This is a genomic window from Pseudomonas sp. NPDC087598 (assembly GCF_044743525.1).
Taxonomy (GTDB): domain Bacteria; phylum Pseudomonadota; class Gammaproteobacteria; order Pseudomonadales; family Pseudomonadaceae; genus Aquipseudomonas.
Genome location: NZ_JBIUWQ010000002.1, coordinates 70117 through 92764, shown reverse-complemented (window position 1 = coordinate 92764; position 22648 = coordinate 70117). Strand labels below are relative to the sequence as shown.

The 22648-nt window shown below is 58.2% G+C and carries 16 protein-coding genes and 2 pseudogenes; 6 read left to right on the top strand and 12 right to left on the bottom strand.

Annotation, left to right across the window (positions count from 1 at the left end; all coding sequences use genetic code 11):
- Positions 1 to 273: 273 nt before the first annotated feature.
- Together ACIOWE_RS01935 and ACIOWE_RS01930 are read right to left on the bottom strand one after the other, a co-directional pair.
- Positions 274 to 801 (bottom strand): annotated as a pseudogene (locus ACIOWE_RS01935) (methyl-accepting chemotaxis protein); the annotation flags it as partial.
- Between the two features lie 333 nt (positions 802 to 1134).
- Positions 1135 to 2265, bottom strand: a pseudogene (locus ACIOWE_RS01930) (cache domain-containing protein); the annotation flags it as partial.
- 382 nt (positions 2266 to 2647) lie between these two features.
- Between ACIOWE_RS01930 and ACIOWE_RS01925 the strand changes: the two are divergent.
- Complete coding sequence (locus tag ACIOWE_RS01925; RefSeq protein ID WP_401386673.1) at positions 2648 to 3175, top strand: hypothetical protein; 528 nt, start codon at positions 2648 to 2650, stop codon at positions 3173 to 3175.
- 57 nt (positions 3176 to 3232) lie between these two features.
- On the opposite strand, the gene ACIOWE_RS01920 is transcribed toward ACIOWE_RS01925, so the two are convergent.
- The 6 genes from ACIOWE_RS01920 to ACIOWE_RS01895 all read right to left on the bottom strand — a co-directional run bounded on the left by ACIOWE_RS01920 (position 3233) and on the right by ACIOWE_RS01895 (position 10690).
- Positions 3233 to 4177: a GNAT family N-acetyltransferase gene (locus ACIOWE_RS01920; RefSeq protein WP_401386930.1), complete on the bottom strand. Its 945-nt coding sequence runs from the start codon at positions 4175 to 4177 to the stop codon at positions 3233 to 3235.
- The gene (locus ACIOWE_RS01915) at positions 4155 to 5465 is read right to left on the bottom strand and encodes a phenylacetate--CoA ligase family protein (protein ID WP_401386670.1); all 1311 of its coding nucleotides are present in this window, start codon (positions 5463 to 5465) and stop codon (positions 4155 to 4157) included. The genes ACIOWE_RS01920 and ACIOWE_RS01915 overlap by 23 nt, the downstream gene beginning before the upstream one ends.
- 46 nt (positions 5466 to 5511) lie before the next feature.
- Positions 5512 to 7914, bottom strand: a complete 2403-nt coding sequence (locus ACIOWE_RS01910; protein ID WP_401386667.1) for an aldehyde dehydrogenase family protein — start codon at positions 7912 to 7914, stop codon at positions 5512 to 5514.
- Between the two features lies 1 nt (position 7915).
- Positions 7916 to 9046, bottom strand: coding sequence for an acyl-protein synthase (locus ACIOWE_RS01905; protein WP_401386664.1), 1131 nt, complete (start codon positions 9044 to 9046; stop codon positions 7916 to 7918).
- A gap of 10 nt (positions 9047 to 9056) precedes the next feature.
- Entirely contained in the window at positions 9057 to 10304 is a 1248-nt protein-coding gene (locus tag ACIOWE_RS01900) for an MFS transporter (RefSeq protein WP_401386662.1), read from the bottom strand.
- A 245-nt stretch (positions 10305 to 10549) separates the two neighbouring features.
- Positions 10550 to 10690, bottom strand: a complete 141-nt coding sequence (locus ACIOWE_RS01895; RefSeq protein WP_177431341.1) for a hypothetical protein — start codon at positions 10688 to 10690, stop codon at positions 10550 to 10552.
- A gap of 157 nt (positions 10691 to 10847) precedes the next feature.
- Between ACIOWE_RS01895 and ACIOWE_RS01890 the strand changes: the two genes are divergently transcribed.
- Positions 10848 to 11036, top strand: coding sequence for a hypothetical protein (locus tag ACIOWE_RS01890; RefSeq protein WP_201238269.1), 189 nt, complete (start codon positions 10848 to 10850; stop codon positions 11034 to 11036).
- 18 nt (positions 11037 to 11054) lie between these two features.
- Here the strand turns inward: ACIOWE_RS01890 and ACIOWE_RS01885 are convergent, their stop codons facing one another.
- On the bottom strand, positions 11055 to 11432 hold the full coding sequence (locus ACIOWE_RS01885) for a fe2+ zn2+ uptake regulation protein (RefSeq protein WP_401386659.1): 378 nt from the start codon (positions 11430 to 11432) through the stop codon (positions 11055 to 11057).
- Between the two features lie 302 nt (positions 11433 to 11734).
- On the opposite strand from ACIOWE_RS01885, the gene ACIOWE_RS01880 reads away from it, so the two are divergent.
- Positions 11735 to 14080 carry an acylase gene (locus ACIOWE_RS01880; protein ID WP_401386656.1) on the top strand — a complete coding sequence of 782 codons (2346 nt, stop codon included), beginning with the start codon at positions 11735 to 11737 and terminating at the stop codon, positions 14078 to 14080.
- 56 nt (positions 14081 to 14136) lie between these two features.
- On the opposite strand, the gene ACIOWE_RS01875 is transcribed toward ACIOWE_RS01880, so the two are convergent.
- The gene (locus ACIOWE_RS01875) at positions 14137 to 15138 is read right to left on the bottom strand and encodes a FecR family protein (RefSeq protein WP_401386653.1); all 1002 of its coding nucleotides are present in this window, start codon (positions 15136 to 15138) and stop codon (positions 14137 to 14139) included.
- A gap of 153 nt (positions 15139 to 15291) precedes the next feature.
- Here ACIOWE_RS01875 and ACIOWE_RS01870 point away from each other — a divergent pair, with 153 nt between their 5' ends.
- Positions 15292 to 15561, top strand: coding sequence for a PepSY domain-containing protein (locus ACIOWE_RS01870; protein WP_401386650.1), 270 nt, complete (start codon positions 15292 to 15294; stop codon positions 15559 to 15561).
- 57 nt (positions 15562 to 15618) lie between these two features.
- Here the strand turns inward: ACIOWE_RS01870 and ACIOWE_RS01865 are convergent, their stop codons facing one another.
- Positions 15619 to 20496 carry a dermonecrotic toxin domain-containing protein gene (locus ACIOWE_RS01865; RefSeq protein ID WP_401386647.1) on the bottom strand — a complete coding sequence of 1626 codons (4878 nt, stop codon included), beginning with the start codon at positions 20494 to 20496 and terminating at the stop codon, positions 15619 to 15621.
- A 237-nt stretch (positions 20497 to 20733) separates the two neighbouring features.
- Here ACIOWE_RS01865 and ACIOWE_RS01860 point away from each other — a divergent pair, with 237 nt between their 5' ends.
- Positions 20734 to 21774, top strand: coding sequence for an Ldh family oxidoreductase (locus tag ACIOWE_RS01860; RefSeq protein ID WP_401386645.1), 1041 nt, complete (start codon positions 20734 to 20736; stop codon positions 21772 to 21774).
- Positions 21775 to 21913: 139 nt separating this feature from the next.
- Here the strand turns inward: ACIOWE_RS01860 and ACIOWE_RS01855 are convergent, their stop codons facing one another.
- Positions 21914 to 22231: a YqjD family protein gene (locus tag ACIOWE_RS01855; protein ID WP_016982860.1), complete on the bottom strand. Its 318-nt coding sequence runs from the start codon at positions 22229 to 22231 to the stop codon at positions 21914 to 21916.
- A 154-nt stretch (positions 22232 to 22385) separates the two neighbouring features.
- Here ACIOWE_RS01855 and ACIOWE_RS01850 point away from each other — a divergent pair, with 154 nt between their 5' ends.
- Positions 22386 to 22640: a hypothetical protein gene (locus tag ACIOWE_RS01850; RefSeq protein ID WP_401386642.1), complete on the top strand. Its 255-nt coding sequence runs from the start codon at positions 22386 to 22388 to the stop codon at positions 22638 to 22640.
- Positions 22641 to 22648 lie beyond the last annotated feature (8 nt).

The following is a 22648-nucleotide window of genomic DNA, read 5'->3' as shown; positions in this document are numbered from 1 at the left end:
CATTTTGACTGGATTTTCCTGCCCGGCATCAACGGAGTGTTTCCAGTTGCTACAAGACAGACTGGCAGGATGATCGTAAATCACGGCTGACAGCCAGATGAGCGCGAGATGACAAATCTGTCAGGCTGATCGCCGAACCCTGTGGGAGCGAGCCTGCTCGCGAAAGCGTTCTGCCAGTCGATGCATCCGGCGTCTGAAATACCGCATTCGCGAGCAGGCTCGCTCCCACAAGGGTTATCTGTTTTGCAGAAAGCCATTGTGGGAGTTCATGGATCAGCGGACTTTGAAGCGCCCCATGATCGCGCTCACCCGACCATTGGCTTCCAGCAGCTGACGCGTGTTGAGCTCGCTGGCCTGACCGCTCTGCACCAGTTCATCAACCATATGGCGAATCTGCACCATGCTGCGGTTGATTTCTTCGGTCACCGCACTTTGCTGTTCGGCGGCGGTGGCGATCTGCGTGCTGAGGCTGTTGATGTGGCTGACCGAGCCGGCCATTTCATCCAGCCCGGAGTTGACCCGTGCGGTGGCGTCGGCGGCGGACTGACAGCTGGCCTGGGTATTTTCCATGGCGCTGACCGACGAGCTCACGCCTTGCGTCAGGCGCGTCAGCATCTCGTTGATTTCCGAGGTGCTGGCCTGTGTGCGGGCGGCGAGGGCGCGGACTTCGTCGGCGACCACGGCAAACCCGCGACCCTGTTCACCGGCGCGGGCCGCTTCAATGGCGGCGTTGAGGGCCAGCAGATTGGTCTGGCCGGCAATCGCGCCGATTACGCCGAGAATTTCGGTGATGCGCTGGGCGTCCTGTTGCATGTTTTCAACTTTATGGGTGGCGCTGGCCACTTCGTCGATCAGCGCCACCACGCTGTTGGTTGCCTCGCCGACGACCACTCGCGAACGGTCGGCGTTTTCGTTGGCCCGCTGGGTAAACGCTGCGGTTTCAGCAGCGTTTTGCGCCACGCTTTCGGCGGTCGAGCTCATCTCGGTGATGGCGGTGACGGTCTGATCGGTTTCCGACGCGTGACGCAAGAGAATCTGACTGGTGTGCGTCGATGTGCGTTGCAGGTTGTCGAGGCTCGACGCCATGGCACCGGTAGCCTGGGTGACTTCGCCGATCATGTTTTGCAGGTAGGCGATAAAGGTGTTGACCGAGTGGCCGATGGCGCCGAGTTCGTCTTCGGCGCGGATGGTGATGCGTCGAGTCAGGTCGGCATCGCCGCTGGAGAGCAAATCGATGTTGGCTTTCAACGCTTTCATGCGCTGCACCAACTGGCGAATTGCATAGACCTGCAACAGCACCAACAGAATCACCAGCGGAATCTGCAACAGGCTCAGGGTGCTGAGCACGTCGTCACGCTGGGCGGTGAGCATTTGAGTTGGCAGGGCGGTGGCAAGGAACCACGGTGTGCCTTCGATCGGGCGCATGAAGAAAGTGCTGTCTTGCCCGTTGTTGTCGAACTCGACGCGCTGCGCCTGATCGCGGTTTTGCAGGCCGGCCTTGACCTGGCTGGCGAAGGTCGAGCTGGCGGTCAGTTCACTGATGTTCTTCAGCACGATCGGACCGCTGATGCGCGAACTGTTGCTGATGATCTTGCCGTCGGCCTCGACGATCAGCATTTCGGCATTGAGGTCTTTTTCCTTGCGGGCCACCAGGTCATTGAAAAAGCCCAGGGTCACGTCAATGGTCGATACGCCCCAGGCGTTGCCGTTTTTCTGGATGGCCATGGCGCAGTTGGTGCGCGGCTCGGCACTGGCATCGTCTTTATAGGCCGCCGCCCAGGCGCACTGGCCGCGAGGCGTGGCCATGCCGCCCTTGTACCAGCTCTGGTCGTAATAGTTGGGCGCCGCATCGCTGTTCCAGAAGGTGTTCACCGCCAGTTTGCCCGAGGCATCGCGGTGCCAGAAGGTGCTGAACTTGTTGCGTCCGGCTTCACGCTGGCCCGGCAAAGGCCAGATACCGCCGCCAAACACTTTCAGCTCGCCGTACTGATCCACCAGCCCCGGCAACACCGTGTCGATGGCTGCGCTGTCGAGCAACGGAATGGTCTGGGTGATGCTGCGTTGTTGGGCCTGAACCTTGTTCAGTTCGCCCTGAATCTGCTCGGCGACTTCAGCGATGCGGTTGAGCACCACCTGTTCTTCGGTGTGCCGCAGTTTGGGCGCAACCAGTTGGCTGATGCCCGCCACCGTCAGTACCGACAGCAGCAGAATGAACAGAACCAGAAACAGCGTGTAGCGAGCCTGAATAGTGCGGAATGCGGGCATGGAGACCGGTCCTTGAGCTGCGATTCTTATTAGGGGCGGGGAGATAAAACAGTGCGGGTATCCCTAACGTATCGTCGCCGCTACGAGAAGCTTTAGGTACAGACGTACTAAAAAGCCCTGTGGCGATGACCGGTCAGTATCGAATCTGATACAGGCAGCTTCTCGGAGTCGTTGGTTAGAGCAAAAGGTCTATTGAAAGGATTTTCGTCACGGTCGTGCAGGCCAGTGTTTATAGGCGTTTGCCGGTTTGTATCGAGAATGTACAAGAATTGTAAAAAAGTGCACCAAAAGGGTTGGTGCTATCAGTTAGCCGGTAGATACTCCCCGGCATTCGAATGGTTCAACAAGGACATTTCATGTTAATTGCACAGGGAGTTTTCTCATGACGATCGGCATAGTCGGCGGTTGGGAGAGCAAGGCTGGCGTCATGGTGCGCAACACTGGCGCGAAGAAGCAGGTGGCGCAAAGCATCAAGGTGCAGCAGATGCTCACCATGGTCGGTAATGATCCCAACGCCATCAATACCGCCGAAATGGACAAGCAAGGCCTGCGCAAGAACATCAAGGGTTTCGATCCTGCAAATGTTTCGGTCAAGCAGATGGGCAACCTCGCCAACATGCTGCGTAGCCGCGGGCTGATCTCCGAGATCACGTCTTTCACGTTGATGAATGCCGGCGACAAGTTTGACCGTTTCGGCGTGACCAAAGACATTGATGTCAAATTCAACGCACTGGAATATTTCGCGACTCAGCTTGATGCGATCCAGAACAATGGCCTCAATGGCAACGCTTACGGCAAAGCTCTGATCCCAGAGTACAAAAAAGCCATCTACGTCCTGCAGAACCTCAAGACGTATGGTGAAGGCAACGTGGCGAAACCGGTCGACCAAGGCGTTAAAGCCAAGGCTTGAGACATTGATGTGGCCCGCTTGACATTGAGCGGGCCTTTGTCGAAGACGGCACCGCGTTCAATCGCGCGGTGACGGCGTCTCGCTCAAGTGAGTGGCGAGCTCCTGTTGGGCCTGATCATGCAGTTGCTGCATGTACGGGCAGGTTAACGTCATCTCGCGCAGCTGGTAACCGCGGTGAAACAGCGCCAGCCATCCCCCTCCTTTACCTTCCATGGGCGCCAGCCCGGTAAAGACAAAGCCGATGGCGTTCAGCCTGCTCAGGTCCCAGGCGAAGTGCCGCGACAGTCGCAGCCGAAGCGAAATCAGCCATTGCCGAGGGAGTTCGCGCAGTTGTCTGAGCAGGCCGGGACGCAGTTTTTTCAGCAGCATGTCATAACGATCAGCGTGTTTTTCCAGCTGAACGGCTGCGCCATGCCAGCGAAATTTTTGCTTCTTCGTGCCGAACACACGACATAAATGCTGCATGAACTCTTGGTAACTGGCAGGCCAGTTTTGCCTGGGCAAGGGGCGTCGGTAGCCGTCGATGGCATAGCAGCCGAGGACAATCGATTCCGGCACCGCGCTGCCGAACGGTGAAGGGACGTAGTCCGGTAGTAATCCGGTGTTATGAAAGCCGAGGTTGATTGCCATCCGCTGCGTGTACGGATGGTGGGTGACCTGTTTGATCAATACGCTCTGACAGCCCAATGCCTGCGCATGGGTCAACAAATGCTGGCTCAGACGGGTAGCAACGTTTTGTCCTCGGGTATCCGGGTGAACCACGCTCAAAGCCAGTTCGGCCGTGCGTGCGTTGGTTTCCCGAAACAGTGTGGCATGGCCGCAGATCTCTCCCGCGCAGACCGCAACCAGCGAGTGCCAACGCTTGTCGGCGTGGTTCTGACTGATCATGTGCGGCAGATACACATGGGGCTGCACATAAAGGTCGCCGTACACCTTACGAAACAGTTGGCTGACGGCCGCCGCATCGGTGTCGCGGTAATTACGCAGAATCAGCGGTTCCATGGTGCACCTCCTTTTCACGGTGTTCATAGCAGCGCAGATCCACCACACGCTGGCATTTGCCCGAGCGGGCGTGGCGTGGCAGATCCTCATGGCTGCAGCTCTCGATGCGCAGGTTCAGCAGGTGATCCGCCTGCAATTGCGTGATCAACGGGTACTGTTCAATCAGTCCCGCCTCCAGGTCCCGGTTGACGTCGTCCACGGCGGCGGATTGCGCGCCTGGCACCCATTTCAGGCTCAACACATCCTTGTTCCCGTCCTGTTCGATCAGCAGTTGCCAGTCGTCACTGTTGGCGGTGTGCTGGATCAACACGCCAATTTCCTCCGGCATCAGCGATAAAATCCCCAGCCGAACCCGTTGGCTGCCAGCACTGCGGCCCTTGAGTGCGAACTTGCGCCGCGCGCTGCCGACGGGTTCTCGCCAGCAGGCGCGGTCGCCCACCGGGTAGCGAATCAACGGCATCAACCGACGATGCAGACTGGTGATCACCAGCAAACCGGTGTGGTCACAGGCATCGATTACTGCGCCGGAATGTTCGTCGATGATCTCCACCAGGGTGTGTTCGGCATGCATACGATGCTCGCCTTCGGCGCAGTCGCGCTGACTGCTACCGATGAAACCGGCATCGACACTGGCATAGCCGATAGAGGCGATGCGCGCGTTGGGAAACGCTACTTCAAGTAGCTGGCGTTGCGAGGCGAACAGACTTTCACCGCCGTAAAGCAGGGTGTCGACCACAGGTAGCGTCTGCTCCTGACGTTTGAGCCAGGCCGCGAACGTCAACAGATGTGCCGGCAGGCCCGCCAGCACATTGATCCCGTGCTGCACGATGGATTGCGCCAGAACGGCGGAGTCGACATCGCCGGTAAACGGGAATTCGGTAATCTCCACGGCAACATGGGCCAGTGAGTCGTGGACGAACAGGAAGCTGGCATACAGGTCACCGGCAAAAAATAGATTGGCGACCCGGTCACCGGGCTGGAATTGCGAATTCAGACTTTTGCCGAATTCACCGACCAATGAACGCCATTCATCTTGCGTATAGACAGAAAGTTTTCCAGCGCTGGTTGAACCGCCGGTTTTAAATACCAATGCCTGTGCCACAGTGCCGGTCAAAACTGGCCATTTATTTAACGTCTGACTGTTTTGCCAATAGTCAGCAGGTTCAATCAGCGGCAGTTCAGTCAATTCGGTTATTTTTTTCGAAACGTCTACAAAGTGTTCGTGGTAATACGGCGAATGTTCACGAGCGAAGTTGATCAACTCGTTCAGTTGTTCGGAAGTTTTCACAATGCTCACCATTTTTATCGTGGTCTGGTTGAACTCACCGCATGTATCAAGTGCGTGAATCAATCAGGGTCGGCGTCTTGCCGCTGTGTCTGTTTCGGGTGAAGTGCTCGACGGCACAGACTTCAACTTCCAGGTGTAACAGTCCGGTTTCGATCACCGTGGTCAGTGTCGGGTAACGGGACAACCGCAACTGTGCGTCTGCCGCTTCCAGCTCGCTACGCAGACACATGCGCTCCAGGCCATCGGGGGCATGGTCGAGCAGCAACTGAAACGGTACTTGCAGGTGCTCCGCCAGTTCGCTCAATGAAATGAAGTCGGTGCCGATGCGTATCAGCTTGCCGTGGCGTTGCAGCAGTTCGAAGCGCGGCGACGTGAGTCCGCAGGCGCAGGGGCCGGAAATCCAGCGTCCCGTGTCGCCAACTTCATAACGTTGAACGTTTTGCGCCTCGCGTGCGATCGACGTGAACAGCAAGCGACCGACTTGATTACCGACGACGGGTTCATCGGCGTCGAGGGCGACAATTTCCAGGTGCTGGGTGTCACTCATTAAATGGAAAACGCCATCACCGGTGGCCTGGCAGGCATGACCGAGTGGGCCGGCGTCGACACTGCCGTAAATGGCCGAGCGGATGTTCGACACGCCACAGCTGTGCAGCAGCTCGCGACTGTTTGCGCTGAGGTGTTCGCCGCCGAGAAAAACCTTGTCGATCCCGCCATAGGCCTGCAACCGTTGCCGTTCGTTGAGGAACAGCCGATGCACGGTGCTCGGCATGCCAATCAATGTGGTCACGCGTTGACTGACGATCAGTTCGGCGATTTCGCGGTAATCTTCATCGGCCGGGGCGCCCATCGGCAGGTGCGTGATGTCCAGCAACTCGAGGACTTTGGCAAAGCTGAAGAAGCCACCGTACAAACCGCCGCAGAAGAACAGGTTCATCACTCGATCCTGGGCCGGGTCGAGGCCGGCAGCGAACAAGCCGTCAGCCGTCGCGCGCATTTGCCGGTCGAAATCGCCATAGCTGTAAGCCGATAACGCCGGTGTGCCGCTGCTGCCTCCGGAGCGAAAATACAGTTGCGCGCTAGCGTTGTACGGCTGGGTGACGAAGGCTGTTTTGTCCATGATCGGCTGCCCGGACAGCGACGCGGGCAATGGCGCGCAATCAAGGGTGGCGTGGTTCGGCAGAACGTCGGCGGGCAAGCTGACGGACACGCGTCGGCTCAGTCGTTGCAGGGCGTAGACGCCGTCATGTGGCTCACCGTCATAGCCGTCATGAATGCTGTTGATCGGGGCGATTCGCGTGACGCCCGCGCCGATCAGCGTACGTGCCAGCTCACCGGTTTGCGCTGCGTCGCACAGCAGCGCGCAGCTTTGCAGGACGTTGCGCCATGGCGATAACGTGTCGGTGATCAGGGCGCGCGGCACCGGATGCAGCAGCACACTTCGAAACAGCGGCGAAGGCATCAGTTGACGGTTGTGTGCCCAGATGACTCGCCAGCCCGGTGCGCTCCAGACGTGCCCGGTTTGCTCAGCGAAGCTCATCGCCAACCGCGTCATTTGCGTGTGCGTGGTGATCTGCGAGGCCTCTTGCGCCGTGGGCAGCAGAGCCGGCCATTGTCTTGCGCGACGTTCGAAGGCGGCCGTCAGCCGTTCGCCGATGTCGTGCAGGATCTCGGGGGCATCACTATCGACCAGCAACCATTGCGGACTGGAACAGGCTTGCTGATCCAGCCGACAGACTTCATCCGCCACGGCATCCAGCGCTTGGGGGGTGGCGGCATCGGGCGTCAGGTAAACGAAACTGATGCGGTGGCCCCAGTCGATCCAGCGGCAACCGGCCGGGATCTGTTGGCGAATGGCTTGCAGGGCCGCTTCACCGCCCCAGGCTGCGACGCCGTTGGCCCGTTTGCACAGGCGTGCGATTTGCGCCGTGCTGACCGGCAATACGGCGACGTAACCTGCGAGTTGAGCGCTCGGGTCGCATTGCAGCAGAGCGCCAAGCAGGCCTGCGGTCAGACCCTGATCGCTGCTGCTGGGCCGCAACCAGTTGACGTTGCCGGCCAGCAGGCTTTCCAGCACCGCGCAGAAGGCCAGCAACGGTGCGTTGGCCGGCGTGATGTGGACCACCAGCCCAAGCGGGCTCCAGCATTCGAAGCGGGCCTGGCGATAATCAAAGCGCCGCAATGAGCCGGGTTGTGCGCCGAGTTCGCGTTGCAATTTACGGCGCAATGCCTGCGGATCACAGAAGTCGATCAGGGCCTGTCGTTGCTCTGTATCGAGTGGCAGCGTGGTGTCCGCGCTGCGCAGGTATTGCGCAAAGTGCAGGGCGGCGTTGATAACGGTTTCGCTGTGCAGCGGCGTACTCAGGTGTTGCGCCAGGTCCGCCTCAAGGCTTTCAAGTGCACTGTCGACGTTATAGGCGTCGTGTTGCTGTCCGTTGATCAAGTACATGTCATCGACCTCCTAGCAGTTCGGACGCAGCCATCGCACAGCTTCTGCCCGCCGTGGTGCCCGCACGGCCATGCAGTTCGAACCAGTCGCTGGCCAAGCCACAACCGCAGCTCGCGCCGGGGTGCAGCGTCGCCAGATCACTCATCACCACCGCATGCGCGGGACTGGACGAGATATACGGCGAGACGAAGCCCAGCAGGCCTTGCTGGCCATAGGGCTGTAAGGAAAAGTCCGCGGGATTGCGCACCAGCACCCTTGAGTAAACCGGGACATGGAAGTGATGGTGGTCGCATTCGACGTAAGGCACCGCGTGCTCGACGGCGCCGTAACCATCGCGACAACGAACCTTTTCAATGCCCAGTTGCTGATGGATGTGTGCGTACAGTTGCTGCCGGGGAATTTCTTGCGCCGCCTGGGTTTTCCAGCCACCACCGAAAAATGCCAGCGAGCCGGCGGGCAACTGCAGATCCGCGACGCCAGTGGCCTGCATCCGTTGCAAGGTTTGCCAGAGAAACGCCGGGAAGCCGAGGATGCGTACGGGCAGACCTTCTTCGGCAAACTCCTGCAAGGCCTGAATGACGCCGAATACATCGAATTGGTGGCCGTCACCGCTATTGCGCAGGGCATAAACCACGCGATTGGCCGGGGCAAAACCACAGAGAAACTGGTCAGTGAATGAGGTGCCCAGCGTGATTCGGCCTTGCGGCTCGTAACTCAGCAGCAGGTAGTTGCAGGGCGTGTCCGGAGTGTCCCAGCCGTAATGCCGAAAGATCTGCGCGACCATGAACTGAGCTGCCGCCAGGCTGCGCTTGTCATAGCGCATGCGGCTTTGCTGACCGCTGGTGCCGGAGGACGTCAGTTCCAGCGCGTCTTCGCCGACGGTGCTGAGGAGCAATCGCTGCTTGAAAAAATTGGCGAAGATCGGTGGCAGTCGTGACCAGTCATCGAGGCCATCCAGATCATCTACCACAAGGCCGTTGGCGTTCAACCAGCCTTCATAACCGGGTGTGTGCCGGCAGTGAAAGCGGCTTATTTCGGCCATGGCCCGATCAAACAGGCCACCGGGCACGGAATCCAGGCAATAAGCTCCTGGCAACGCGCAGAGCGCGTCGCTGACGGGTAAGTGATTCATCAATATTCCTTTACTGAGGTGAGATGCAGTCGTTATGCCGGTCCTGTAAGAATCCGTGCAGAAAGGGCAGGCACATCAGGCCGCCGAAGGCAGACAAGAGCGCGAAAAATCCAAGGTGTGTGCCGCCGCCGAGGACGGCAACCAGTGATCCACCGATGCCCATCACGGCAATCGAAATCATGCCGACCATGGCCGAGACCAGACCTTTACTGTCATCCGTGCAGAACAATGCCAGTCGATACAGCGCGGCATTGCTGATGCCCAACCCGACGGCATAAAACGTCAGACTGGCCACCACGGGTACCAGGCCTTTCCACAGCAACGCGCAGCCGATCAACCCCAAGAGACCCAGGCAAAATGGCCATTGCCCCAAGCGAATCACCTGTGGCAATGAGTGAGTGATCAGCAAGCGGTCGAGGATCAGATTGCCGGCGATGACGGCTGAGAAAATCGGTATCTGCCACAGCCCGTATTCAAGCGGTGTCATACCCAGCAACTGGATCAGCAGTAGCGGTGCCACGCCGATCCAGGCGATCAGCGGCAGGCTCATCAGCCCCAGGGCGAGGCACGCCCAGACGAACTGACGATTGCCCAGCAAAGCCAGGTAGCGCTGTCCCGTCTGGCGCAGGGAAAACCGCACTTGCACCTGTTGCTGGCCATCAAGGCGCACAACGCCCACGGTCTCCGGCATGAAAGCATAGAGCCCCAGCCAGACCGCCGCCGCAGCGAAACCCAGAGCCAGAAACAGCTCGCGCCAGCTCAGCCATTCCAGCAACAGGCTGCCGAGCAATGGACCCAGCAATGGCGATAACAGCGCGACGTTGCCCAGCAGGGCCATCAGACGCACTGCATCGGCCTCGCAGAAGACTTCCTGCAGGGCTGGATAGCTGACTGCCACGACGAATCCCAGGCCTGCCCCCTGAATCAGCCGTAGCAGATTGAAAACCTCGATGTTGTGGGTGATGAATGTAGCCGCACAGGCAATCCCGAATACTGCGCAACCGATTAATAACATCGGTCGTCGGCCCCAATGATCAGACAGCGGCCCCATCAACCATTGCAGGCAGACGCCCCCCAGCAAATAAAGATTGAAGGCATGGGGTACATGGCGGACATCAGCATGTAAATCGGCAGTGACGCTTAACATCGCCGGCATGATCAAGTCGCTGGCCATATAGGTCAGCAGTTCAAAAGCGCTCAGGGCCAGACAGAATCCGATGAGGTGTCGCGGACCTATTTTTATCAATGTCTTCTGCATGAAACATCCTTGTTAAGTTAGTGTTAAGGAAGTTTGCAGAGACTAAGGGTAGTGACGCGGGTGACCTAGTTGTTTGCTAATACATTAAATTTCAAATGGTTGCATTGTGTTGATTGGATCCAAGGCTTTTATCGGTGAACTTCAGAAAAACAATGCCCGCAAAGAGCGGGCATTGTTTGAAGTGGTTGGGCTGTCAATTTCCCTGCGCGCATTATCGGCAGGCGGGCAGGGCGAACAATCCTGTTCTAACGATGTTGATAATAACCAGGACCGCCCTGGTAATAACGATGGTGATCGTCGTGCCAGCCGCCGTGCGGGAAGATGATGCAACCGCTCAGGGTCAGCAGGGCGAGAAGGGGAATCAGCCAGGTGATTCGACGCAGCATTTCAAAAGTCCTCATGGTGATGCCGTCATGAAGCCAAAACTCTTCATCGGCTGTAACATGAGACCCCGTTTGCGCTGACGCATCCCCGAAACACGGTAAGCGCATGGCATGCAAACGGATACAAACCGGATACATTTCAAAGATTCAGGAAGCCGCAATGACCCAGAAGCAACGCTTGATTTATTCGATTCTGATCGCCGTGTCCGTACTGGCGATCATGCTCGGCCTGTCCTGGCTGCAAAACACCGGGAAAATCGATGAAAAGACGTTCCAGTACATCGCCATCGGTGTGGCGGTGGTTGTTGTCGTGATCAACGGCGTGATGCGCCGCAAGGTCAAGCCTTGAAGGCGGTCGCCGCACGTTTCAATCGTTGTTGAGGACGGCAGCAGCCTGTGGATGCAGGCTGTAGCTCTTGTCCGCATTGAAGGTGATCACGCCTTCGGCACACAGACGTTTGAGAACTTCGCGCACACTGAGGAAGGACAGCGGAATATCCAGGTCGAGCAATTGGCTGTGGACACCCCGCACACCCAGACGTCGGTCGCTTTGCGCTGCAACCAGCAGGGCGTCGATGACTTTCAGACGAATCAGGCTGGTGCGCAGGCCGAAACTTTTCAGTAACAGCCGAATGCGTTCATTACCGTGACGCTCGACGCGTTGTCCGAAATCGCTCGCGTGGGGGCTCATGGAAACTCCTTGTGGGGCCTGGCTACCGTCCGTTGGTAGTTGCGAGTTATACATGTGATACTCCTTTTCAGAGCCTGATCGGGAAAGGTTTTTTTTGCGTTCTCTAAACAAGACGTATCAGCTCGACAAATCATGAAAGAAAAGATGTAGAAAATTTGTCGGAAATTCGTCTTGTCCGTGTAATCACGGCGCATTAATGCCATTTGGCGGGGTAAATTTTTTTCTCCGGCTTCGTTTCCAGAGCAGGCTCATCGCGCGTGGACGCGTGAGTGTTTCCGGAACGGATCCGTGCCCGTCATGTCTTCTTCGTGTGGCAATGCCTGATCCGCTCTCAGATATTTCGATCAGGAGCGAGCGTGAATATTTTCAGGCAATTAACCGGGATGAGCCTTGCCGGTCTGTTTTTCGGGCTGAGCCCGTCGGTTCATGCGTTGACCTCGGCGGTTGATGTCAGCGCCGAGATTCGTCGTACCGGTTTTGGTGTACCGCATATCCGTGCGCACGATGAGCGCGGCCTGGGTTTCGGTATCGGTTATGCCTATGCACAGGACAACCTGTGCCTGTTGGCCAACGAAATCGTTACGGTGAACGGCCAGCGTTCACGCTATTTCGGGCCGGATCAATTGACCGTTGAAGAACGCGAAAACCGCGTCAGCGACGTCTTCTTCAACTGGCTCAATACCCCCGAAGCGGTCAATACGTTCTGGCAGGCGCAACCGGCCCAGGTGCGGGATCTGGTCGAAGGTTACGCCGCCGGCTATAACCGTTATCTCGCCGAGCGCCGTCCGCAGGGATTGCCGCAGCAGTGTCAGGGCGAGTGGGTCCGCGACATTGCACCTGAAGATCTGGTCAAACTGACTCGTCGCCTGCTGGTCGAGGGCGGTGTCGGTCAATTCGCCGAAGCGCTGGCGGGTGCTACGCCTCCACAGGCCACGGCTCGCGTCGAACACAATAAACATGCCTACCAGATGGCCGACGCCCGCCAGCAGCGTTTTGCCCTGGATCGAGGCAGCAACGCGGTGGCGGTGGGCAGTGACCGCTCGTTCAACGGGCGCGGCATGCTCTTGGCCAACCCGCACTTCCCGTGGGTCGGCGGCATGCGTTTCTATCAAATGCACCTGACCATTCCGGGCAAGCTCGACGTAATGGGCGCTGCCTTGCCAGGTCTGCCGATGATCAACATCGGCTTCAACCAGCATCTGGCTTGGACGCACACGGTCGACTCGTCGAAGCACTTTACGCTGTATCGCTTGCAACTCGACCCGAAAGACCCGACGCATTATCTGCTTGATGGTCAATCCGTGCCGATGAGCAAGCAGACCGTGACCGTGCAGGTCAAACAGGCTGACGGGCAAGTGGTGCCAGTGGCCCGCGACGTTTACAGCTCGAAGTTCGGCCCGATCGTGCAATGGCCGGGCAAGCTCGACTGGGACAATCAGTTCGCCTACAGCTTGCGCGATGCCAACCTCGATAACGATCGCGTCCTCACGCAGTGGTATGCGATGAATCAGGCCTCCACGCTTCAGGCGTTGCAGGATTCGGTGCACAAGATCCAGGGCATTCCGTGGGTCAACACGCTCGCCGTCGATGACAAGGGGCAGACGCTGTACATGAACCTGTCGGTGGTGCCGAACGTCAGCCGGGAAAAACTGGCCCAGTGCAGTGATCCGCGTGCAGGTACTCAGATGATCGTGCTGGACGGCTCCAACAGCGCCTGCGCCTGGGACATCGACCCGCAAGCGGCGCAGAAGGGCATCTATGCGTCCAGCCAATTGCCGCAACTGCTGCGCAAGGACTTCGTCCAGCACTCCAACGATTCCGCGTGGCTGGTCAACCCGGCGCAACCGCTGACCGGTTTCTCGCCACTGATCAGCCAGGATGGTCAACCGTTGGGCCTGCGTTCGCGCTTTGCCCTGGATCGTCTGTCGGGCCTGAGTAAAAAAGGCTCGGTGGCGGCGAAAGATTTGCAGCAGATGGTGATGGACGATCAGGTGTACCTGGCGACCCAGGTTGTGCCGGATCTGTTGAAATTCTGCGCGGCTGATCTGGGAGCCGATGCGCAAGCGCTGAAACCCGTGTGCGCGAGCCTCAAGGCGTGGGACGGTCGAGCCAATCTGGATTCGGGCACAGGCCTGGTGCACTTCCAGAACATCATGAAAACACTGATGGGGTCCACGGATATCTGGCGCGTTGCTTTCGATCCAAAAGATCCGCAACACACGCCGCGCGGTCTGGCGATCGAGCAACCAGAGGTGGCCAAGGCATTGCGCGCTGCAATGTTGGCTTCGGCTGAACTGGCCGGTAAAATGGGCCTTACGCCGCAAAGCCGTTGGGGCGATATCCAGGTCTTCAGCATTGTTGGGCAACAGACGCCGATTCATGGCGGACCGGGCAAATTGGGGACCTACAACGCCATCCAGAGCGTGCCACGCGAAGACGGCAAACTCGAAGTGGTCAGCGGCACCAGCTACCTGCAAGTGGTGACGTTCGATGAAAAGGGGCCGCACGCGCAGGGCTTGTTGGCATTCTCGCTGTCCAGTGATCCGGCTTCCAAGCATTCACGGGACCAGACCGAGGCTTTCTCGAAGAAACAGTGGAGTGTGATGCCGTTCACCGAGCAGCAGATCCAGGCGGATCCGCAATATCAGGTGCAGACTATTCGCGGGGTGTTGGACAAGATGGGGAAAGTCGCCGCGCAGTAAAACCGAGCCTTAACTGAGCAAACATTGAAGGCCGCATCCCGCAAGGGACGCGGCCTTCAGCTTTTTGGCGGTTTTTGCGGTATCGGGTTGATCACCGGGTTGCCTTCCTTGTTGCGCGTCAGATAGACGGGCAAAACCCTGGGCAGGGTGTTGGCGAGGTTGTGCAGTTCTTTGATGTTGTAGATGCCGCCGACGCGAATCGAGCCAGTGCTGCTGTCGGCGAGCATCAACGGCTTGTCGAGGTAACGATTGATCAGCGGCAGGGCGTCATTGAGTGCCAGATTGTCCAGCACCAGTTTGCCACTGCGCCAGGCCAGCGAAGTATCGCCGGGATAGGTCTGGCTGATCTGCGGCATGTAATCGCCCTGTTTGTAGCGCGCCTGCATGGCCGGTCCCAAGCGCAAGCCGTCGCCCGGTAATGCACTGTTGCTGGTCACCAGCACCGAACCTTCGATCAGGTTCACTCGCACTTGATCTTCATACTTCCAGACGTTGAAGCGCGTGCCGGTCACGCGGATTTTGCCTTCACCGGCGCGCACGACAAACGGGTGCGAAGTGTCATGACTGACGGTGAAGAACGCCTCACCTTTTTTCAGCGTGACCCTACGCTCGTCCTTGTAGTTGCTGAAGGTCAGATCAGTATTCAGGTTCAGTTCAAGCTGACTGCCATCACTCAACGTGACCTGGCGGACATTGTCGGTGGCAGTGAAGTGCTGATAGCTGTCGGGCAGCCAGCCGAGGTTCCAGCCAGTGTAAGCCGCCAGCGGCAACGCCAGTGCGCAGACACCCGCAGCTACAGCATATTGACGCCATGAGCGAGTGGCCTGACGAATCGGTACAACGACCGCTGGTTCGGGGCGCGGCAAATGCTCGGCTACGTCCCAGATTTCCAGCATGGCTTCGTACTCGAACGCATGCAGGGGATGAGCTTCGTGCCATTGCTTGAATGCGCGACGCTCGTCGTCCGTGCAGTCGGCGGCGTGCAGACGCATGCACCAGTGCGCGGCGGCATCGGTGATCGCATCGTATTCGGCTTCCGAGAGGGTGTCTTGGGTCATTGACTCGTCCTGATTTCGCACATTCTAACCTTGACGGGAAGTTGCCGAGAACAAGAGTCATGGCATTTACCCATCAAAGTGGAACTTATTTTTCACTCAGGCGCCCAAAAAGCAGGACGCCAATGACCACTATCCATAAATGGAGTGAAAAAAATGATAAAGCAGACTTTCGCAGCCCTGATTGCCAGCGTCACCTTGCTCAGCGCCGGCGCGGCAATGGCCGATAAGCCGGGAGCTGGTTGGGTGACTATCGAAAAGGCTATCGAGATCGTCAAGACCAAGGCGGGTTATGTCGAGGTCTATGAGATCGAAGCCGATAACAATGGCTATTGGAAAGGCGAAGGCCGCAAGGCTGATGGTGTTGTCTACGAGTTCCGCATCGACGGTGCCTCGGGCAATGTGTTGCGCGATCAGAAAGACTGAGACTGATTGCTCGCGGAATGGCGCAGGTTACGACCTGCGCCTTTTTCTTGGATTTTTTTAAGGGGCGGGTACCGGATCGAGTTTCCGGCCCATCTCGCAAATCAGCCGGGCGATCGAGTCGGCATTGCGCAGGATGACATCGGCACGCACATCCGATGACGTTCGATCATAAAACTTGTTGCGCGCCTCATCGATGGTCGGACTGAGGGTCAACTGGAGAATTTCCTTGGTCAGATCGTCTCCCCCACGAATTTTATCCAGGCTCACAAACGAGCCTTTCTTGGCGCTCCAGCGTGCAAACAGTTCCTCGCGAGGAGTGAGCAATGACAATGCACGGCTCTGAAAGAGTTCCAATTCACTCCTCAGTGACTGTCCGTAATGGGTGAGGTCTTCAATCAGATCGGCGAATGGTCGGCGAGCCTCCAGTGAGGCGAAGTCCTCAGCTTTGGAAAACTGGTGGGCAAATTCATGGATCAATGTCGCCGCTTGAGCGTGCCCGGCGACATCGAAAGGCTCGGCCAGAAACCCTTCATAAAGATCCAACTGCTGGTTGAAGAAGTGCTCGGTGAAGTGCACATTTTTTTTGTCGTCGTTGGTCAAGACGAACGCAATGATGGGTGATCTGAAAACATTCGAGCCGACAATGAAGCGATCGGTATTCATCAAGTCTTCGTCAGGATCGACCAAGGCATTGCAGATCGGCACGATGGCTTTGTTGATTTTGGCCAGCAATGTCGTATCGATCTGTGCAACGCCGAAAAAGTCTTTCAGATAGCCTTCCAGGCGGCCACCCGGAACGTTGCTTTTCAGTAGAACCAGATTGTGCAGACTGTTGAACGCATAGAACCGCGCCAGATCGACTGCTTGCTGAATGACGCGGGCTTTCTCGGGGTGATGGCGACGAATTTCCGCCATGCCCTTGGCCTCGATGTTCAGCAGTGCCCGGCGGTTTTGCTCTACGGTGAAACGTGTGTGCAGTTTGGAAATGGCCTTGCCGTAGTGAACAGTGTGCGAATCAGGTGCCAGCAACAGGCGCGAGCCCTGTTCGATTAACGAGGGGCCGGGCATTTGGTCATTGACGATTTGCCAGACCGCCCCAGGTTTTTCGATGCGATAAACCTTGCCGGCGATAGCGTTGTAAACCTGCTTGCTGGTCGGGTGCTCGTAGGTGCCATTCTTTGAGTTGTGCTTGAGATCCTTAAGTGTCACGGCCACCATTTCAAACAGTTGCAACGCAGTGCGCCATGGCGACGTCAGTCGGATGCTCGACCAGCGTGGAAGCGGCAGTGTCAGGGCTTTTGCCAGGTCGACCGTTTGGGTAGTCACATCGGTCGTTGTTGTCACGGTGGTTGGCGTCTGGCGTCTGGCCCTTGTCGTCGCGGCCGCCACTGGTGACTGCACGGTGGTCTCCGACAATCCCTCAAGCGACACCCGGCCCAAACTGACCATCTGTATCCCACCGTCGATAAAGGCTTTCAAGGCTTTTGCCCAGTGATGATCCTGCAGCGCTTCGGCCGAGACCTTGAAGTCCTTGTAGGCCTGCCAGAGGAACGTCAGATAGGACAATTTGCCCGGCAGCAGACCGGGAAGCAGTTTGATCCCGTGGCTGAACAGGCTTTTCGCGGTTTCCCAATCATCTTGCGCGGAGCTTTGCGCCTGACAGCCGAGGAATTGCGTCAACAGTTTGAGGTTGTCCTTGAACAGCCGGTGCAACAGATTGCCGCTGATGGCATCGCCGGCCAGCGTCATTTCACTGGTTTCGCCAACACTCGACTTCAACAGTGCGCGAAATACCGACTGATCCTCGGCTGGCAGCCGGCGAATCAGCAAGTCCTGCAATGGCCCTGGCGTATTTAGCGCCGAAATCAGTTGTGCCGGGCCTTCGAATTCGTGAAACACGTCGTCGGCATAAGGTGCATACAGCACCGAAGGGCCTTTGTGCCCCGTGCCCGGGCTGATCACATACAGACCCAGTGCTTCGACTGCGGCGGTGCCGGCGGTTTTGATCAGCGACAACGGCGAGAAAGTTGCGTGAGCGCCTTCGACTGTCGCGCGGGCTATGCCGTCCGGCATGTCCAGCACCTGACAGATTTGTTCGAATGCCGTGCCGGACAATTGCTGTTGCAGTTTCAAGCCATGGGCATGCTGCAACAGTTGCCAAGGCAGTTGGTGGTAAAACCGTTGTTTGCGCGCTTCAACCTCGCCCGAGTCGCCCGACAGGGCATCGGTCACTTGTGCAGCGTAAGTCGTCGGTATTTCCAGCGACTGCAACAGTTGCCTGACGGCTGCTTCATTAAACCCCTCCGGCAGTTTTTGCGTGTTCTTCGAGGCGACCTTGAAACCGGTGCCTTGGGCGATATTGATGTGGTTCAGCGCGTATTCGCCGAGAGGGCGGGCAGGGCCGGCGAGGGTCAGGTTGGGTGTGATCTCGATGGCTTTTGGGTCAAGTTTGCTGTCGGCAAATCGGCTGTCGAGCAGTGTCTGCAATGTCTTGTGCACGTAATCCTGCAGAGATGGCACACCGCTGAGGTAATCCAGGTTATCAACGACGCTGTTGTGCCATTGCTCGAGCAGTTCCAGATGCAGCTGTTGCTCCTTGACCGCGGCCATGCCCAGCCATGCCGGTAGCGTTTGTTGCCGGTTGATGGCTTGTGCAAGGTGCATGGATCGCGGCAGGTTGGTGTCGATCAGGTCTCTCTTCAGCTTGTCGAGGGCAGCGGGCAGGCCGGTTTTATCCTTCATGTGTTTACGTACCAGATCGCAGCGCGCAAGAAAGTGCTCGATGCCGGACTGCGCCCGGTTGTGCAGCACATTGTCCTCGATCAAACGCAGGGCGCCCAAGGTGTATCGCTGATGGAACTGGCGTTTTTGTGGGGCGAGGTTTTCCAGCAGTGTCAGACGATCCACCGGGTCCTTGAGGCGTTGTGTCAATGCCCGGCGCGCACTGCCAATGCTGGCAAACACCTCCAGCCCGAGGGCAGGGGTCCATAACACCGCGCGTCCGGAGTGCGCGTCGTCGAGCCCGCCGCGCTCGGTCAGCAAAACACATTGCGCCAAGGGCAATGGCGTCGGGCTGTCTGTACTTTCAACGGTCAATGACCAGGCATCCGGGCGAAAGCCGTTAAGCGAACGTCGATCACTGCGGTTCGGTTGGTCGGGATGAAACACCGTATCGACAATGGCCCGTTCAGCGGCGTTCAGTGAACCACTGAGTTCGCGCAGCTCGGCCTCACCACGCACGCCGACATACAGTGAATGACTCAGCCGAGACTTCATGCCTTCGAGGTAGCTGCGCTGCGCTTCTGCGGTAGCGCTGGGCTGGCCGCGAAACGAACCGGTGAGCAACGCTTCGATGCCCGTGCAGGAGCGCGCCACGGCAGCGGCCTTTTCCGCGAGGACCGCGGACGGTTGTTGGACACCCATCAGCACCGGTCGCGTGGTCCAGCGCTCACCGGCATCAAGCTCCAGCAAGCGCTCCTGGATCATGGCGCGAATGTCCAGGGCCTTGTCGAACATGGCGTGGATATCCACCGCACCATCGCTGAGGCGGAACACCTGCAAGGCATATTCGATGTTCTGCCGTTGTTTGCCGATGATGCCCTCGAACAACACCTCGAAAATCTCGCCACTGATCGACACGCCTGTCACATGCGGCTTGTCGAAGCCCACGAAGCGTTTTCGTTCTTCCAGACTCAGCAGGCCATACAGCTCGTCTTCATGACCGGCAGCAAGGAATTTGCTCTGCACGGTGTCTTTCAGGTCCTGATAGTCCTTGAGCACTTGCAGGCCCATGGTCGGCGTATAGAGACAGGCCTCGCTGAAACTGATCATCAACGAGCCGGCCAGCTCGACGTAGTTGGGCTCGTATTCCCACAAACGCACGTTTTCGATGGTTGCGCGGCGGGTCGGCAACGCGTCCGGTCGAATCATCTGGTGCAGCGTGGCGAATTGGCCGGCATCGATAATGGCGGTTTCGCGCTTGATCATCAGCTCGGCACGCGCTTGTTCCAGCAGGGCCTTGGCGAAGAACGCGCGGCGAGTCGAGCCCTCTGCGCTGGCGCCGTCCCAGTAACTTTCCATTGCACGAAACAGCAGAATCAACAGTTTGCCTGACGCGGTGTCGAGAGCCTTGTCCCACAGGGCCTGATCACCGGGTGTCGGGATATGGCGCGGATTGGAAAACTCATGCAGTTGCTCAGTCGGCCAGTTCTGCTGCCGGTAACGCATCAGTACCGCTTCACTCAGGCTGGTCGAGTCGTGCCAGTGGCGGGCGGAACTCTTGTTATCGCCTGGATCCGTCAGCGTGTAAAAACTGGTGCGCGTTTGCCCTTGCTGCAGACTCGGCAAAGACTCCTTCAGCAGCTCGTCAAGGCTGCTCTCCAGCAGCGCCGTCAGCGATGGCAGTTGTTTCAACTCGCTAAGCATGGCCTCTGCATTCAACTGTTGAGACGCCAGAATCGCCGCTTTCTGATCATCAAATACATCGCCCTCGATGGTCTCGTACGTCAACGTCCTGCTGGTTTGTTCAACAAGCTGTTGGCGTTGCAGCAAACCGAGAAACGCCAATAAATCATCCTGCTCGACAGCCTTTTTCACTCGCTCTTCGAGTGCGGTCTGCAGGGACGCCAGGCTGTCGTACTTTTTGATGCCGTCGTAGGGCGTATAGAGAATCGCGCCGTCGTCATCGGGAGTGGCGCTGAGGATGAAACATCCGGTCAGGGTCATCGGCGGTTGCGTGCCCGCCGTTATTCGAATGCGTTGGGCGAGCATGGGCGGTTTTTGCTCGTTGCGCAGTGTGTGCGAGGCCAGCTTCACATGGGCCAGCCAGGCAAAATCCTTTTGATTGAGATGATGAGTCTTGCCCAGCGCCTGCCACAGTCCGGGCGAGTTCAAGGCTTCGGGAAACAGAAGGGGAGAAACGGAAGTGGTCATCATTGAGGCTCTTTTCGGGGCGCATGGATCAGCGCGAGCCGCAAGACTAGGACCGCCCGATGCGGCGCAGGCGGTAGATAGCTATGTCACGGTGTCGAGGCAAAACTGTCAGGCTGAAAGGTTTTCCGCGAGGCGATGGGCGGTATTGAGGGTTGACAGGCGGCAGCCCGGGCATGGTTAATCGGTTGGCAAGTTGTCCGTACGCTGGTGTTCCCTCCAATAATTATTCTGGAGCTTCAGATGTCTGCGCCACACGACCATATCTCTTCCGCCGAATCCTGCGTGTTATCGCTTGAAGCGCTGACACTCCTGCTCGAAACGATTTTTCTGCGCCACGGCACCTCTGTCGAGGTCGCCCGGGTCCTGGCCACCAATTGCGCCAATGCCGAACGCGATGGTGCTCACAGCCACGGCGTGTTCCGCATTCCGGGTTACGTCTCGACCCTGAAAAGTGCCTGGGTCAATGGCCATGCCGTGCCACGGGTCGAAGATATCGCACCGGGGTTTGTGCGCGTCGATGCCGGTAACGGTTTCGCCCAGCCGGCATTGGCTGCCGCCAGGCCATTGCTGGTGGAGAAGGCGCGGCATGCCGGAATCGCCGTGTTGGCGATTCGCAATTCCCATCACTTCGCGGCGCTGTGGCCGGATGTCGAACCTTTCGCCGACGAAGGTCTGGTGGCGCTCAGCGTGGTCAATAGCATGACCTGCGTGGTGCCGCACGGCGCCGACCGGCCGTTGTTCGGGACCAATCCGATTGCCTTTGCCGCGCCACGGGCCGGCGCCGCGCCAATCGTCTTCGACTTGGCCACCAGCGCAATAGCCCATGGCGACGTACAGATCGCTGCGCGCAAGGGTGAAAAGTTACCGGCCGGCATGGGGGTCGACAGCCTCGGGCAGCCGACCCAGGACCCCAAGGCGATTCTCGAAGGCGGGGCGTTGTTGCCGTTTGGCGGGCACAAGGGTTCGGCGCTGTCGATGATGGTGGAGTTGTTGGCAGCGGCGCTGACCGGCGGCAATTTTTCTTTCGAGTTCGACTGGTCGAATCATCCCGGGGCTAAAACCCCGTGGACCGGGCAGTTGCTGATCGTCATCGACCCGAGCAAGGCCGCCGGACAGAGTTTTGCCGAGCGCAGTGAAGAGCTGGTGCGGCAGATGCATGGGGTCGGGCTGAAGCGGTTGCCGGGCGATCGCCGGCATTGGCAGCGGGCGAAATCGTTGGCAGAAGGGATCGTGCTGGATGAGCAGACGCTGGCGCAGTTGCGGGAATTGGCTGCTGATTGAGATTACACATTGTGGCGAGGGAGCTTGCTCCCGCTGGGTTGCGAAGCGACCCCCGTTCTTCAAAAACAAGGGGCCTGCTGCGCAGTCCAGCGGGAGCAAGCTCCCTCGCCACAGGTTATGCGTTGTGCTTTAAATCGATTCAACGACGGCCAAGCAACAGGCCAACCACCAGACCAAACCCGGCGGAAATCGCCACGGTCTGCCAAGGGTGGCCACCAATGTAGCTTTCGGTCGCGTCGACGGCAGGTTTGGTGCGGTCGCGTACGCTGGACACCGAATCCAGCGCCTGTTGCAGTTTCAGGGCGATTTGCCCGCGCAGGGTCTCCGCTTCTTCGCCGACCAGTGAGGCGCTGCTCTTGAGCAGTTTGTCGGACTCTTCGATCAGAGCCTGAAGTTCGCTGAAGGCTTGATCCTTGATTTGGTCTTCGGCGGCTTGCACGGCGGATTTCCGGGCCATTGGGTGACTCCTTGCAGTTGAATGGACAGTGATCAATGGAGTGTGGCGCTGAGTAAAAAGTTGCACTGAATTTAGCCCGGGAACAAAAACCTGCGCGGGAGATTTCCGTCGAGCGTGTAAGATGTCGCCATTTTACGCAGCAGGATAATTCCCCATGAGTTTCAATCTGGCCGACAAATCCCTCGCAGAGCGCGCCGCGCTGGAAGATGAGAAATCCCGTCTGTTCGAACTCTGGCAGAACAATCTGGGCAAAGCCAAAGGTGAAGCCGCGCGCCTGTTCGGTGAGCGCGCCAAGCGCAAGGGCAAGTGGGCCGAGTGGGCCCGCGCGGAACTGGACGGCATGTCGCCACCCGAGTTCGCCAACATGGTGCGCAGTGAAGTCAATCGCTTGATGGCGGCGAACAAGTAACGCCGCGT